The 14389-nt window shown below is 59.8% G+C and carries 14 protein-coding genes; 9 read left to right on the top strand and 5 right to left on the bottom strand.

What is annotated here, in order from left to right:
* Nucleotides 1-2: 2 nt before the first annotated feature.
* From HA46_RS07490 to tolC, 3 genes are all read right to left on the bottom strand, one after another.
* Entirely contained in the window at nucleotides 3-1163 is a 1161-nt protein-coding gene (locus HA46_RS07490) for a glutathionylspermidine synthase family protein (RefSeq protein WP_033792234.1), read from the bottom strand.
* Between the two features lie 7 nt (nucleotides 1164-1170).
* Nucleotides 1171-1842 (bottom strand): DUF1190 family protein, encoded by a 672-nt coding sequence (locus HA46_RS07485; protein WP_033792232.1) that lies wholly within the window; start codon nucleotides 1840-1842, stop codon nucleotides 1171-1173.
* Nucleotides 1843-2151: 309 nt separating this feature from the next.
* Nucleotides 2152-3618, bottom strand: a complete 1467-nt coding sequence (gene tolC / locus HA46_RS07480) for an outer membrane channel protein TolC (RefSeq protein ID WP_084883404.1) — start codon at nucleotides 3616-3618, stop codon at nucleotides 2152-2154.
* A gap of 214 nt (nucleotides 3619-3832) precedes the next feature.
* Between tolC and nudF the strand changes: the two genes are divergently transcribed.
* The 6 genes from nudF (at nucleotide 3833) to HA46_RS07445 (ending at nucleotide 9266) form a co-directional block, all read left to right on the top strand.
* The gene (nudF, locus tag HA46_RS07470) at nucleotides 3833-4468 is read left to right on the top strand and encodes an ADP-ribose diphosphatase (RefSeq protein WP_033752469.1); all 636 of its coding nucleotides are present in this window, start codon (nucleotides 3833-3835) and stop codon (nucleotides 4466-4468) included.
* Entirely contained in the window at nucleotides 4465-4890 is a 426-nt protein-coding gene (locus HA46_RS07465; protein ID WP_033792229.1) for a DUF1249 family protein, read from the top strand. Before nudF ends, HA46_RS07465 begins: the two co-directional genes overlap by 4 nt.
* A 45-nt stretch (nucleotides 4891-4935) precedes the next feature.
* Nucleotides 4936-5763, top strand: coding sequence for a 3',5'-cyclic-AMP phosphodiesterase (gene cpdA / locus HA46_RS07460; protein ID WP_033792228.1), 828 nt, complete (start codon nucleotides 4936-4938; stop codon nucleotides 5761-5763).
* A gap of 3 nt (nucleotides 5764-5766) precedes the next feature.
* Complete coding sequence (gene yqiA / locus HA46_RS07455) at nucleotides 5767-6348, top strand: esterase YqiA (RefSeq protein ID WP_084883400.1); 582 nt, start codon at nucleotides 5767-5769, stop codon at nucleotides 6346-6348.
* A 47-nt stretch (nucleotides 6349-6395) separates the two neighbouring features.
* Nucleotides 6396-8291: a DNA topoisomerase IV subunit B gene (gene parE / locus HA46_RS07450; RefSeq protein ID WP_084883397.1), complete on the top strand. Its 1896-nt coding sequence runs from the start codon at nucleotides 6396-6398 to the stop codon at nucleotides 8289-8291.
* A 75-nt stretch (nucleotides 8292-8366) separates the two neighbouring features.
* Nucleotides 8367-9266 (top strand): LysR substrate-binding domain-containing protein, encoded by a 900-nt coding sequence (locus tag HA46_RS07445; protein WP_033792224.1) that lies wholly within the window; start codon nucleotides 8367-8369, stop codon nucleotides 9264-9266.
* A gap of 51 nt (nucleotides 9267-9317) precedes the next feature.
* Here HA46_RS07445 and HA46_RS07440 read toward each other — a convergent pair whose 3' ends face one another.
* Together HA46_RS07440 and HA46_RS07435 are read right to left on the bottom strand one after the other, a co-directional pair.
* Nucleotides 9318-9626 carry a putative quinol monooxygenase gene (locus HA46_RS07440; protein ID WP_033752459.1) on the bottom strand — a complete coding sequence of 103 codons (309 nt, stop codon included), beginning with the start codon at nucleotides 9624-9626 and terminating at the stop codon, nucleotides 9318-9320.
* A gap of 32 nt (nucleotides 9627-9658) precedes the next feature.
* Nucleotides 9659-10237, bottom strand: a complete 579-nt coding sequence (locus HA46_RS07435) for an NAD(P)H-dependent oxidoreductase (RefSeq protein WP_084883393.1) — start codon at nucleotides 10235-10237, stop codon at nucleotides 9659-9661.
* 159 nt (nucleotides 10238-10396) lie between these two features.
* On the opposite strand from HA46_RS07435, the gene HA46_RS07430 reads away from it, so the two are divergent.
* From HA46_RS07430 to HA46_RS07420, 3 genes are all read left to right on the top strand, one after another.
* On the top strand, nucleotides 10397-11164 hold the full coding sequence (locus tag HA46_RS07430; RefSeq protein ID WP_084883390.1) for a transporter substrate-binding domain-containing protein: 768 nt from the start codon (nucleotides 10397-10399) through the stop codon (nucleotides 11162-11164).
* A gap of 131 nt (nucleotides 11165-11295) precedes the next feature.
* On the top strand, nucleotides 11296-13569 hold the full coding sequence (gene parC / locus HA46_RS07425; RefSeq protein WP_033792221.1) for a DNA topoisomerase IV subunit A: 2274 nt from the start codon (nucleotides 11296-11298) through the stop codon (nucleotides 13567-13569).
* A 46-nt stretch (nucleotides 13570-13615) separates the two neighbouring features.
* Nucleotides 13616-14353, top strand: a complete 738-nt coding sequence (locus tag HA46_RS07420) for a 1-acylglycerol-3-phosphate O-acyltransferase (protein WP_084883388.1) — start codon at nucleotides 13616-13618, stop codon at nucleotides 14351-14353.
* The last annotated feature ends 36 nt before the right edge of the window (nucleotides 14354-14389 follow it).

The following is a 14389-nucleotide window of genomic DNA, read 5'->3' as shown; positions in this document are numbered from 1 at the left end:
GTTTATTCGACAAAAGCGTGGGGATAGAAGCGCGAAAGATCCTGAGTGATCAGGTCGCGATCCTCGCGCAGGCCGATGCCGGCCGGCTGATCGTCGATCAGCCAGCTACCGATCAGCGTGTAGCTGTCGCCGAACTTCGGCAGCGGGTAGAACTGCTGCACGATCATGCCCTCTTCGCCGTAAGGCCCGTCGACGCGCGCAATTTCCTGACCATTTTCCACGATGCGAATATTGGCACCTTCGCGCGAGAACAGCGGCTTCACCACATATTTATCCATGTGCGGCACGTTGTCCTCGGCGAAATAAGCGGGCAGCAGGTTAGGATGATTGGGGAACATCTGCCACAGCATCGGCAGCAGCGCCTTGTTGGAGACGATGCTTTTCCAGGCCGGTTCCAGCCAGCGCACGCCCGCATCCGCCAGCTTGGTGGAGAAGATCTCGCGCAGCATAAACTCCCATGGATAGAGCTTGAACAGGTTGCTGATCACCTGATCCTGCACGTCGGTGAACTGGCCCTTATCGCCGAGGCCGATTTCGTCGATATAGAGGAATTCGCTCGGCAAACCCGCTTCGGTGGCGCAGTCCTGCAGGTACTGCACCGTGCCGCGATCCTCTTCGGTATCGCGACAGCAGGCGAAGTGCAGCCACTGAAAACCATGCTGCTGATGCAGCGCGGCGAAACGCTCGATCAGTTTCTCCTGCAGGCTGTTGAACTGGTCGCTGCCCGGCGGCAGCTGACCGGCGTTGAGCTGATCTTCCAGCCAGATCCACTGAAAAAAGGCCGCTTCGTAAAGCGAGGTCGGCGTGTCCGCATTGTTCTCCAGCAGCTTAGCGTCGCCCTGTCCGTCCCAGGCGAGATCGAGGCGCGAATAGAGCGACGGCTGGCGCTGCTTCCAGGAGTCGCGCACGAAATCCCAGGTGTGCTTCGGAATGCGGAATTTTTCCAGCAGCTGCTCGCTGCCCACCACTTTTTCCACCACCTGCAGACACATCTGGTGCAGCTCCGCAGTGGTCGCTTCCAGCTTATCTATCTGCGCCAGCGTGAACTGGTAGTAGGCATCTTCGCACCAGTACGGCTCGCCGTGCATAGTGTGAAAACGAAAGCCATATTCCGTGGCTTTTTCGCGCCAGTCGGGACGCTCGTTGATTGCAATGCGTTGCATAACGGCTTCAGCCTCCCAGCGAACGGCTGGAGGTGCCGGTAGCGCTGCTGCGCGCCATGCTGTTCTGCTTCGCGACCGTTTCGCCGAAGCCGCCGCGCGTGATGGTCGAAGTGGTAGCCGGTTTCGGCGCCAGCGCGGTTTTCGGCACGTTCATGGTGCGGCCGGAGGTAGCAGCGCCGTAGTTTTTGCCTGACGCGTCAACAAACTGGCCGTTCGCCGGGCTGTTCGGGGTGCGCGGAGAGAAGAGCGGCTGCTGAGCGAAACCTGCGCCGCCGCCCATCAGGCGTCCCATCATATAACCCGCCATTAGCGGCATCCAGAAACTGCCGCTCTGCTGCGCTTCGGCGTTCTGCGTCGTGCCAACGCCAGCCTGCGCCGGCGCTTGCTGGCACTGGTTCTCACCGAATTCCGCAACGCAGTCTTCGCGTGAGGCGTATTTCGGCGCGGTGCGCTCCGCTTCTTTCAGCGCGTTGTTGTAGGCGGTGGTGCACTGCGCGCTCTGGCCTGGATTGGCCTTGCTGCAGTCATCCGCGTTTTGATACATCGAGACCGTTTCATCGCTCTGTTCGCAGCCCGCCAGGGTAAATACCGCGGCGATGGCCAATGCGACCGGCGTTAAGTGGCGTGCCTGCCAGCTTTTGCGAAAAGCGGCATGGCGAATATTTTTTGTCCGTTTCATCGTTGTCGTCCTCTGCCCAAAGGTGATGCTCAGGATAGGGGATCGGTGGTGGAAAATGAAGCTGAGGGCCTGATGAGGAAAGGATCTTTACGTTGTTATACGTTTAACGGCGAGACGGGCCGCAAAGCGGCCGTTATAGCCTGCTGCTGGAACTCGAAACGGGTGTGATGTGGACCGAAGAGCAAAGCGTCACGCGCCAGGGAGGGCGCGTGTCGAGCTGGCAGGGATGCCGATTTTGCGACTTTGCGATCGGTCCATGTCACGCACGTTGGCACAGTCAAGACGGGCCGCAAAGCGGCCCGTTGAAGATCAATTGCGGAACGGATTCGCGCTGCTGCGCTGAGCGGCAGGGCGCGCTGTCGGAGCCGCCGGCTCTGCTGACAGACCGTCGTTGACGCGTGCGGTCTGCTGCGGGTTTTCCGGCGCAACGCTTTCTGGCGAGGTCGAAATCTCTTTGCCGAGCTGGCTGTTCAGCTGCTGCAGATCCTGCTCGTTCAGCGTACCCAGCGCATATTTGATATTGAGCTGATTGATCAGGTAGCTGTAGCGCGCGTCAGAGAGCTGCTGCTTGGCGTTGTAGAGCGTCGTGGTCGCATCCAGCACGTCGACGATGGTGCGCGTGCCGACCTGATAGCCCGCTTCCATGGCGTTCAGCGAGCTTTGCGCAGAGACCACCGCCTGTTTATAGGCGTCGATGCTGCTGACAGAGGCGTTGACGTTATTATAAGAGGAACGCACGGTCTGCACGGCAGAGCGATGCGCGCTCTCCAGCTGCTCGCTGGCGCTGACGTAGTTATACTGCGCCTGCTTCACCTGCGAAGTGACCGCGCCGCCGCTATAGAGCGGCAGCGAGAAGCTCAGGCCCACCTGGTTGGTGCCGCTGATCGAGTCGGTGCTGCCGGCGCTCTGGTTGGCGCGGCTGCCACCATATTTGCTGTTCGACAGGCCGGTTGACGCGGTCAAATCCAGCGTCGGCATATGGCCGGTTTCCGCATAGCGGATCTGCTCGCGCGCCAGATCCTGATTCAGACGCGCCGACAGCAGGTTCAGGTTACGGCTCTCCGCCTGCTTCAGCAGCGCGCTGACCGCGTCCGGTTTAGTGGTTTTGAAGCGATCGATATTCAGCGACGCCAGCGCAAGGTAGTCGTTGCCGGTAATCTGACGCAGCGCCTCGACCATATTGTCGAGGTTGTTGCGCGCGGTCACTTCGTTCGCCAGCACGCTGTCATACTGCGCGCGGGCGTTCTGCACGTCGGTAATCGCCACCAGGCCAACGTTGAAACGCTGCGTGGTCTGATCCAGCTCGCGATAGATCGACTGTTTTTGCGCTTCGATGTATGAAAGGGTATCGATCGCCTTTAATACGTTGAAATAAGCGGTAGCGGTATTCAGGATCAAATCCTGCTGCGCGACCTGATAGGTGACGTCCTGAATGCCGGCAGTTTTTTCCTGCAGCGTCAGGTTGCGCCATTTCGACATGTCGAAAATGGTCTGGGTTAATTGCAGCGATCCGCTGGTCGTGTTGGAATGAAGGCCGCTACTGTCGCGATAACCATTGCTATAGGTGTAATCCGCGCCTAAACCTAACTGAGGCAACAAAGGACTGCGCGCTTCATTAATCTTTTCAAAGGCGGCGTCGCGGTTAGCAGCGGAACTACGCAAATCGGGGTTGCTCAGACGCGCTTGTTGATAGACCTGCAGCAGGTCCTCTGCCTGACTGGCAAGGCTGAAACCGGCCAGGCTCAGCCCAATAAGAAGTGGGAGCAGTTTTTTCATTTGCATTCCTTTTGTTGCAGCAAATTACAGGGGTAGCGCTGCCGGATAAGCCAAAAAATAATCGCAGATTCTAGCAGAGTGCGACTGTGAGATAAGTTGGCTGAACGTGCCTTCTCCCCCTAATTTACGTAAATAATTCAGAAAGAACCACTCGGATGGAGACCTGGGGTTGGCTTTTCGCCGCTCCATCCCAATCTGCATAAGGAGCCCGACAATGAGCGGCGAAAAAAAATCTCCAGTGACTTTTACAAAAAACGATGTAGAAATTATTGCACGCGAAACCGCCTGGAAAGGTTTTTTTTCCATTGTTCGTTACCGGTTTCGTCACCGCCGCTTTAACGGCGAAATGAGCAACGAGGTGGTACGCGAAGTTTTCGAGCGTGGACACGCCGCGGTGCTGCTACCCTATGATCCCTTACGCGACGAAGTGGTGCTGATCGAACAGATCCGCATTCCCGCCTTTGACGTCAGCGAAACGCCCTGGCTGCTGGAGATGGTGGCGGGCATTATCGAGCCCAACGAAAGCGCCGAAGATGTGGTGCGACGCGAGGCCGTAGAAGAAGCGGGCCTGACCGTTGGTCGGGTTAAACCCGTGTTAAACTACCTCGCCAGCCCTGGCGGCACCAGCGAACGCTTGTCGATCCTGGTGGGAGAAGTGGATGCCAGCCTGGCAAAAGGATGCCACGGCCTGGAGGAAGAGAATGAGGATATTCTTGTGCATGTGGTAAGCCGCGAACAGGCTTACCGCTGGGTGGAAGAGGGGATTATCGACAACGCGGCGTCTGTCATCGCCCTGCAATGGCTGGCGTTGCACCATGAAAAACTACGAGAAGAGTGGAAGCTAAAATGAAACAGCGCTATATCCCTGATTTCCCCGAAATGATGCGGCTTTGCGAAACCAATTTCGCCCAGCTGCGTCGTTTGCTGCCGCGCAGCGACGAGGCCGGCGCGTCGGTGGTCTATCAGGTAAAAGGCGCCCGCTATCAGTTGACCATAGAAGAGTCCACGCGCTACACCACGCTGGTGGAGATCCGCCAGGTGGCACCGACCGTCAGCTACTGGAGCCTGCCTTCGATGTCGGTGCGTCTCTATCATGATGCGCTGGTCGCCGAAGTGTGTTCAACACAGCAGATCTATCGCTTTAAAGCGCGCTATGATTATCCTAATAAAAAATTGCATCAGCGCGACGAGAAACATCAGATCAACCAGTTCCTTGCTGACTGGCTACGCTACTGCCTGGCACAGGGCGCGATGGCGGAGCCGGTCTGCTGATCGCACAGATAATGCATTATTCGGCGTGGAGACGAAGGAAACGCTTTGGATAGCCTGCTAACACTTCCTGCGGCGAATGGGGCCGGGATCAGGATTTTGCAAATCACGGACACCCACCTTTTCGCTGGAAAAAACGAATCGCTGCTGGGCGTGAATACCTGGGCGAGTTATGACGCGGTGCTGGACGCCATCGCGGCGCAGCAGCGCGAGTACGATCTGATTATCGCCACCGGCGATCTCGCTCAGGATCACTCTGTCGAAGCCTATCAGCACTTTGCTGAGGGCATCGCGCGCCTGCCGAAACCCTGCGTCTGGCTGCCGGGCAATCATGATTTCCAGCCGGCGATGGTCGATACGCTGGCCGAGGCGAAGATCGACGCTCACAAGCATGTGCTGCTCGGCGACCAGTGGCAGCTGGTGATGCTCGATAGCCAGGTATTCGGCGTGCCGCACGGCATGCTGAGCGACTATCAGCTGGAGTGGCTCGATAAAACGCTGGCGCTCTATCCGCAGCGCCACACGCTGGTGGTGCTGCATCATCATCCGCTGGCCAGCGGCTGCACCTGGCTCGATCAGCACAGCCTGCGCAATTCCCATCAGCTCGACGCGGTGCTGCAGCACTATCCTTTGGCGCGCACCTTGGTGTGCGGCCATATTCATCAGGAGCTGGATATCGACTGGCGCGGTCGCCGCGTGCTGGCGACCCCCTCGACCTGCGTGCAGTTCAAACCGCACTGCACCAGCTTCACCATTGATACCGTCGCCCCGGGCTGGCGCTGGTTTACCCTCTATCCGGACGGCTCTTTCGCGACCGAAGTGGAACGGCTCCAAACCGACGCGTTTCGCCCGGACCTGGACTCGGACGGGTACTGACGCATGGCGGCGCTGCTCTATCTGCACGGTTTCAACAGCTCGCCGCGCTCCGCCAAGGCGACGCAGCTGCGGCAGTGGATGGCGGCGACGCATCCGCATATCGAGGTTATCGTGCCGCAGCTGCCCGCGTTTCCCGCCGACGCCGCCGCGCTGCTGGAGGAGAAAGTGATGGCCCTGAGCGGCCAGCCACTCGGCTTAATCGGCTCCTCGTTGGGCGGCTATCTCGCCACCTGGCTCTCCCAGTGTTTTATGCTGCCCGCCGTGGTGGTCAATCCGGCGGTGCGTCCTTTCGAGCTGCTGACGGATTACCTTGGGGTGAACCAGAATCCCTACACCGGCCAGCAATATGTGTTAGAGTCTCGCCACATTTACGATCTGAAAGTCATGCAGATTGACCCGCTGGAAGCGCCCGATTTACTCTGGCTGCTGCAACAAACGGGCGACGAAGTGCTTGATTACCGCCAGGCGCTCGACTACTACAGCGCGTGCCGACAAACGGTAGAGCAGGGCGGCAATCATGCGTTTATCGGATTCGAGCGCTATTTCCCGCAGATTCTGGACTTTCTGGGTCTGAATCACGAATAACTCGCGGAAATTGCACATAATTTCACGCTTCTGATTAGAAACTTATCATGAGTCAATCAAGCTATAACGCGGATGCTATTGAGGTTCTGACCGGCCTTGAGCCGGTTCGCCGTCGTCCCGGCATGTACACCGATACGACGCGTCCTAACCATCTTGGCCAGGAAGTCATTGATAACAGCGTCGATGAGGCGCTGGCGGGCCATGCCAAACGGGTCGAAGTGATTCTGCACGCCGATCAGTCGCTGGAGGTCATCGACGACGGGCGCGGCATGCCGGTAGATATCCACCCGGAAGAGGGCGTGCCTGCGGTCGAGCTGATCCTGTGTCGTCTGCATGCGGGCGGCAAGTTCTCCAGCAAAAACTATCAGTTCTCAGGCGGCCTGCATGGCGTCGGCATCTCCGTGGTCAACGCCCTGTCGAAGCGCGTCGAAGTCACGGTGCGCCGCAACGGCGAGGTCTATGACATCGCGTTCGAGAACGGCGAGAAGGTACAAGAGCTGACCAAAACCGGCACGGTGGCTAAACGCAATACCGGCACCAGCGTGCACTTCTGGCCTGACGAAAGCTTCTTCGACAGCCCGCGCTTCTCGGTTTCCCGTCTGACCCATCTGCTGAAGGCCAAAGCGGTGCTCTGCCCCGGCGTGGAGATCGTTTTTAAAGACAAGGTCAACAATACCGAACAGCGCTGGTGCTATGAAGACGGCCTGACCGACTACCTGTGCGAAGCGGTCAACGGCCTGCCGACCCTGCCGGAAAAACCGTTCGTCGGCAGCTTCTCTGGCGATACGGAGGCGGTGGACTGGGCGCTGCTGTGGCTGCCGGAAGGCGGCGAGCTGCTGACCGAAAGCTACGTCAACCTGATCCCGACCATGCAGGGCGGCACGCACGTCAACGGCCTGCGTCAGGGGCTGCTCGACGCGATGCGCGAGTTCTGCGAATACCGCAATATCCTGCCGCGCGGCGTGAAGCTGTCCGCGGAAGATATCTGGGATCGCTGCGCCTACGTGCTGTCGGTGAAGATGCAGGATCCGCAGTTCGCCGGGCAGACCAAAGAGCGCCTGTCGTCGCGCCAGTGCGCCGCCTTCGTCTCGGCGGTGGTGAAGGACGCCTTCAGCCTGTGGCTCAACCAGAACGTGCAGGCGGCGGAGCAGCTGGCGGAGCTGGCGATCTCCAGCGCGCAGCGCCGTATGCGCGCGGCGAAAAAAGTAGTGCGCAAAAAGCTCACCAGCGGACCGGCGCTGCCGGGCAAGCTGGCGGACTGCACCGCGCAGGATCTGAATAAAACCGAGCTTTTCCTCGTGGAAGGGGACTCCGCAGGCGGATCTGCCAAGCAGGCGCGCGATCGCGAATATCAGGCGATCATGCCGCTCAAAGGCAAGATCCTCAATACCTGGGAGGTCTCTTCCGACGAAGTGCTGGCGTCGCAGGAGGTGCATGACATCTCCGTGGCGATCGGCATCGATCCCGACAGCGAAGATCTCAGCCAGCTGCGCTACGGCAAGATCTGCATCCTCGCCGATGCGGACTCGGACGGCCTGCACATCGCCACGCTGCTGTGCGCGCTGTTTGTGAAGCACTTCCGATCGCTGGTGAAAGGTGGCCACGTCTACGTCGCGATGCCGCCGCTCTACCGTATCGATCTCGGCAAAGAGGTCTATTACGCCCTCGACGAAGATGAGAAAGAGGGCGTGCTGGAGCAGCTTAAGCGCAAGAAAGGCAAGCCGAACGTGCAGCGCTTTAAAGGGCTGGGCGAGATGAACCCGCTGCAGCTGCGCGAAACCACCCTCGACCCTAATACGCGCCGCCTGGTGCAGCTAACGATAGACGATAGCGACATCGAGCAGACGCTGCGCGTAATGGATATGCTGCTGGCCAAGAAGCGTTCGGAAGATCGCCGCAACTGGCTGCAGGAAAAAGGCGATATGGCCGATATCGAAGTGTAATCCTCGCGCTGCGGCACGGCGCGCGATCCCGGGCTGCGGCCTGAATCGCGCGTCCGCCGCGCACCGGAGTAGACGATGAAAGTCACGCTGGAAGAGCTGCGCGTGCTGGTGGCGGTGGCGGACTGCGGTTCAATCACCTCGGCGGCGGAGCTGCTGGATCAAACCAGTTCAGGCGTGAGCCGCGCCCTGAGCCGCCTCGAAGCCAAACTCAACAGCACCTTGCTGCACCGTACCACGCGGCGGCTGGCCCTGACCGAAGAGGGCCATCTTTTCCTGACCCACGCGCGCCAGATTTTGCTCTCCGTTGAACAGGCGGAAGAGCAGATCGCCCGACGCCGGGAGACGCCCTCTGGCCGCCTGCGCATCAACGCCGCCGCGCCTTTTATGCAGCACGTCATCGTGCCGCTGATCGGCGCATTCCGGCAGCGCTATCCGCTGATCCAGCTCGAACTCAATACCGACGATATCGTTATCGATCTGCTGGAGCAGCAGACCGATATCGCTATTCGCATCGGCGAGCTGCGGGATTCCACCATGCGCGCCCGGATGCTCGGCAGCAGCCGGGTTCGGCTGCTGGCCAGTCCCGCCTATCTGCAGAAATATGGCGAACCGCAGAGCGTCGAGGCGCTGGCGCAGCATCAGCTTATCGGCTTCAGCCAGCTGGAGATGCATAACGTCTGGCCCGTCTGGCAGCGTGAAGGCGAGCTGCTGCGCATTCAGCCGACCATTGCCGCCTCCAGCGGCGAAATCATTCGCCAGCTCGCTCTGGCGGGACAGGGCATTGCGCGCATATCCGACTTCGTCAGCCATCAGGATCTCGCCGCCGGCCGGCTAAAAGAGGTGCTGGTGCAGCAGACGCATGACGTCAGGCTGCCCGTACATGCCGTTTACTACCGCAACGCGGAGCTGGCGTCGCGCATTACCTGTTTTCTCGACTTTCTCCATCAGGAGATCGCCTCGCAGGCGCTGTTCTGACAAAAAAAAGCCGCGCGTCCTGAGGCGCGCGGCGCGTGACAGCCTGTGACGTCAGGCGGTCGGCTCCAGCACCAGAATCTTCACGTCCAGCACGTCGTCTTTAATCTTCTCGCGATGCGTTTCCATGTGCGGCATCTGCTGATGCTGCTCCAGGTGGCGCAGCGACTCCCACTGCTCCAGCATAAAAATGGAGTCGGGTGAATTCTGCTTCCACGGCACCTGCGCCTGATGATCGACCAGCGCGTCGTACTGGTGGCAGCCCTCTTCGGCCAGCACCGACGGGATAAGCGACTTGATCGCCTCCAGCACTTTATTGCGATGTCCTGGTTTAATACAAATTTCAGCCACTACCGTTAGCATGTACGTCTCCTTGTTTGCGGGTCCGCTTTCAGTTAAGCAAAGATCTCGCTGAGATGTGTCCGATAACGTGCGATATCGCGCGGCACGTCCGGCATCTTGATGACGTCGTTGCAGATAAAGGTCGGCAGCGCTTCCATTCCCAGGAACTGGTTGGCTTTATGGAAGTGCAGATAGAGACCGTCGACGCCGACGCCTTCAAAGAACTGGTCGGGATCGGTAAAGGCCTCCAGCGGCGCGTTCCAGGTCAGCGACAGCATATATTTTTTGCCCTGCAGCAGGCCGCCCGAGCCATACTTTTTGCTGGCGTCGGCGCGCGAGCGGCCGTCGCTGGCGTAGAGCGAACCGTGACCCTCGGTAAAGACTTCGTCGATATAGCGCTTCACCGTCCAGGGCTCGCCCATCCACCAGCCTGGCATCTGGTAAATCACCACGTCGCTGTCGAGATACTTCTGCACTTCATCCGCGATAACATAGTCGCTGTCGGCCAGGGTGACGTTAACCTGATGGCCTAAATCGCGCAGCTGGCTGGCCGCAACCTCGGTCAGGGTATGGTTCAGCTCGCCTTTGGAGTGGGCGAAGGTTTTACCGCCGTCGATAATCAGAATATTCATTCGCTAATCTCATGTGTGTTGCAATAGAGGGCTACTTTACGCCCTTAGCGGCGGCAGAAAAATGGGATTCAGATCACAAGACTTTTGCGCTGGAAGCAATAATCCAGCGGCTTATGACACACTTCAACAACACTCATCACGTCAAACAGAAGAACAATAATGCGCACATACCTTATCAGCGCGCTGCTGCTGGCCAGCGGCGTCGCGCAGGCGGACTCCCGTCTGGATCAGATCCTCGCCAGCAAAACTCTGAAGGTCTGCACCACCGGCGACTACAAGCCCTACACCTGGCTGCGCCCGGACGGCCAGTACGAGGGGCTGGATATCAGCATGGCGCAGTCGCTGGCCGCCAGCCTGGACGCGAAGATCAGCTGGGTGCCGACGACCTGGAAAACCCTGTCGCAGGATTTCAAAGAGAAGCAGTGCGATATTGCGCTGGGCGGCGTGTCGGTGACGCTGAAGCGCCAGCAGACAGCCTGGTTCGCCCAGCCGCTCGGCGTCGACGGCAAGATTCCGCTGGTGCGCTGCGCCGACAAGGCGAAATATGGCACGCTCGCGCAGCTTAACGCGCCGGCGGTACGCGTGATCGAACCGGCGGGCGGCACCAACGAAGCCTTTGTCCACAGCCATCTGCCGCAGGCGACGCTGACCCTGTTCCACGATAACGTCACGATTTTCCAGCAGCTGGTGGACGGGAAGGCTGACGTGATGATCACTGACGCCTCCGAAGCGCTCTACCAGCAGCAGCGCTACCCGCAACTCTGCGCCATTGATCCGCAGGCGCCGCTGCAGTACGGCGAAAAAGCCTACATGATCCCGCGCGACGATATGAGCTGGAAAGCCTATATCGACCAGTGGCTGCACCTCGCCACCGCTACCGGCGAATATGCGCGTATCGCGGCGCAGTGGATGGGCGCGGCGCGTTGATCGTCGCGGTCGCCAATCCTGTGCCGCACTGCGCTTCCCTGTGACTAATTCTGGCGATTGAGGTACTATCCTCGCCAAATAACCGCCGGGTGTTTCGCCATTGCGGGACACGAAGTGAGGATAAAAATTCAATGAGTGAATTGACGCAGGATGGTGCAGAGCGTCTTGCCCTGCACACATTTACCGAAAACGCGTACCTGAACTACTCGATGTACGTCATCATGGATCGCGCCTTGCCCTATATCGGCGACGGTCTGAAGCCGGTACAGCGCCGTATCGTCTACGCTATGTCGGAGCTCGGCCTGAGCGCCAGCGCCAAATTCAAGAAATCCGCGCGTACCGTGGGCGACGTGCTGGGTAAATACCATCCGCACGGCGACAGCGCCTGCTATGAAGCGATGGTGCTGATGGCGCAGCCGTTCTCCTATCGCTATCCGCTGGTGGATGGCCAGGGCAACTGGGGCGCCCCTGACGATCCGAAATCCTTCGCGGCGATGCGCTACACCGAATCCCGCCTGTCTAAATATGCGGAAGTGCTGCTCGGCGAGCTGGGCCAGGGCACGGTGGACTTCGTGCCGAACTTTGACGGCACGATGCAGGAGCCGAAAATGCTGCCCGCGCGGCTGCCGAACATTCTGCTGAACGGCACGACCGGCATCGCCGTCGGCATGGCGACCGATATTCCGCCGCACAACCTGCGCGAAGTGGCGCAGGCGGCGATCGCCCTGATCGATAAGCCGAACACCAGCCTCGACGCGCTGCTGGATATCGTGCAGGGCCCCGATTATCCCACCGAGGCGGAGATTATTACGCCGCGCGACGAGATCCGTAAAATTTACCAGACCGGCCGCGGCTCTGTTCGCCAGCGCGCGGTGTGGAAAAAAGAGGATGGCGAGGTGGTGATCACCGCGCTGCCGCACCAGGTTTCCGGCGCGCGCGTGCTGGAGCAGATCGCCGCTCAGATGCGCAATAAAAAACTGCCGATGGTGGAAGATCTGCGCGACGAGTCGGATCATGAAAACCCGACCCGCCTGGTGATCGTGCCGCGTTCGAACCGCGTGGATCTCGATCAGGTAATGCATCACCTGTTCGCCACCACCGATCTCGAAAAGAGCTACCGCGTTAACCTTAACATGATCGGCCTCGACAGCCGCCCGTCGGTGAAAAACCTGCTGGAGATCCTGTCGGAATGGCTGGTGTTCCGCCGCGACACCGTTAAGCGTCGTCTTAACCATCGCCTTGAGCGCGTGCTGCGTCGTCTGCATATCCTTGAGGGCCTGCTGGTCGCCTTCCTCAATATCGACGAGGTGATCCATATCATCCGCAGCGAGGATGAGCCTAAGCCGGTGCTGATGTCGCGCTTCGGCATCAGTGAAACGCAGGCGGAAGCCATCCTCGAGCTGAAACTGCGCCATCTGGCGAAGCTGGAAGAGATGAAGATCCGCGGCGAGCAGAGCGAGCTGGAAAAAGAGCGCGATCAGATTCAGGCGATCCTCGCCTCTGAGCGCAAGATGAATACCCTGCTGAAGAAAGAGCTGCAGGCGGACGCCGCCGCCTACGGCGACGATCGCCGTTCGCCGCTCCACGAGCGCGAAGAGGCCAAAGCGCTGAGCGAAAACGAACTGGTGCCGTCCGAGCCGGTCACCATTGTCCTGTCGCAGATGGGCTGGGTGCGCAGCGCCAAGGGCCACGATATCGATCCGTCAGGGCTGAGTTATAAAGCGGGCGACAGCTATCTGGCTGCGGCGCGCGGCAAAAGCAACCAGCCGGTCGCCTTTATCGACTCCACCGGACGCAGCTATACGCTCGATCCCACCTCGCTGCCGTCGGCGCGCGGGCAGGGCGAGCCGCTGACCGGCAAGCTGACGCCGCCGCCGGGCGCGGTGGTAGAGCAGGTGCTGATGGAGGCGGACGAGCAGAAGCTGCTGATGGCGTCCGACGCCGGCTACGGCTTTATCTGCACCTTCGCCGATCTGGTGTCGCGCAACCGCGCCGGCAAAGCGCTGCTGACGCTGCCGGACAACGCGCGCGTCATGACGCCGATGGCGGTGCATCACGAAGATGACATGCTGCTGGCAATTACGCAGGCGGGACGTATGCTGATGTTCCCGGTCGGCGAGCTGCCGCAGATGTCGAAAGGCAAAGGCAACAAAATTATCTCTATCCCGGCGGCGGACGCCGCGGCGGGCAACGACAAGCTGGCGTGGCTGCTGATCCTGCCGCCGGGCAGCGCGGTCACGCTCTATGTCGGCAAGCGCAAGCTGGTGCTGCGCAGCGAAGAGCTGCAGAAGTTCCGCGCCGATCGCGGACGTCGCGGCACGCTGCTGCCGCGCGGCCTGCAGCGTATCGACAAGGTAGAGCTGGATGCCCCAGCGCGTGCCGTCAGCGAAGACGGCGAAGCCTGAGCAATGCGGCGGAGCCTTCTCTCCGCCGCGCCATAATGAGGGATATATGTTATTAGTACTGCGCACCATCTTTGTGGTGATTTACTCGATTCTGGTCTGCGTTTTCGGCTGCATCTGGTGTCTGTTTTCGCCGCGCAACCCGCGCCACGTCGCCACCTTCGGCCATCTCTTCGGCCGTCTTTCCGGCGTATTCGGCATAAAGGTCGAGCTGCGTAAACCGCCTGAGGCGGCCCACTACGGCAACGCTATCTATATCGCCAACCACCAGAACAACTACGACATGATCACGGCGGCGAAGATTGTTCAGCCGACGACCGTAACGGTGGGCAAAAAGAGCCTGCTGTGGGTACCGTTCTTCGGTCTGCTCTACTGGCTGACCGGCAACCTGCTGATTGACCGGGACAACCGCTCGAAGGCGCACGGCACCATCAGCCAGCTGATCGATCAGTTTAAAAAGAAGCGCATCTCGTTCTGGATGTTCCCCGAAGGCACGCGCAGCCGCGGCCGTGGTCTGCTACCTTTTAAAACCGGCGCGTTCCATGCGGCCGTGGCGGCAGGCGTGCCCATTATTCCTATCGTGGTCTCCAACACGCACGGCAAGATCGACCTTAACCGCCTGAAAAACGGGCTGGTGATCGTCGAGATGCTGCCGCCGGTCGACACCAGCGGCTACACCACGCAGTCGGTGCGCAAGCTCGCCACCCATTGTCGTGAGATGATGATGGAGAAACTGGAAGCGCTCAACGCCGAAGTCGAAGCGCGCGAAAAAAGCGGTAAACTCTGACCGGCCAGCCTCTCGTCGGCACCCGCACGGATGCAC

It is taken from the genome of Pantoea septica, assembly GCF_002095575.1.
Taxonomy (GTDB): domain Bacteria; phylum Pseudomonadota; class Gammaproteobacteria; order Enterobacterales; family Enterobacteriaceae; genus Pantoea; species Pantoea septica.
This window is presented reverse-complemented; position numbering and strand designations above follow the sequence as displayed.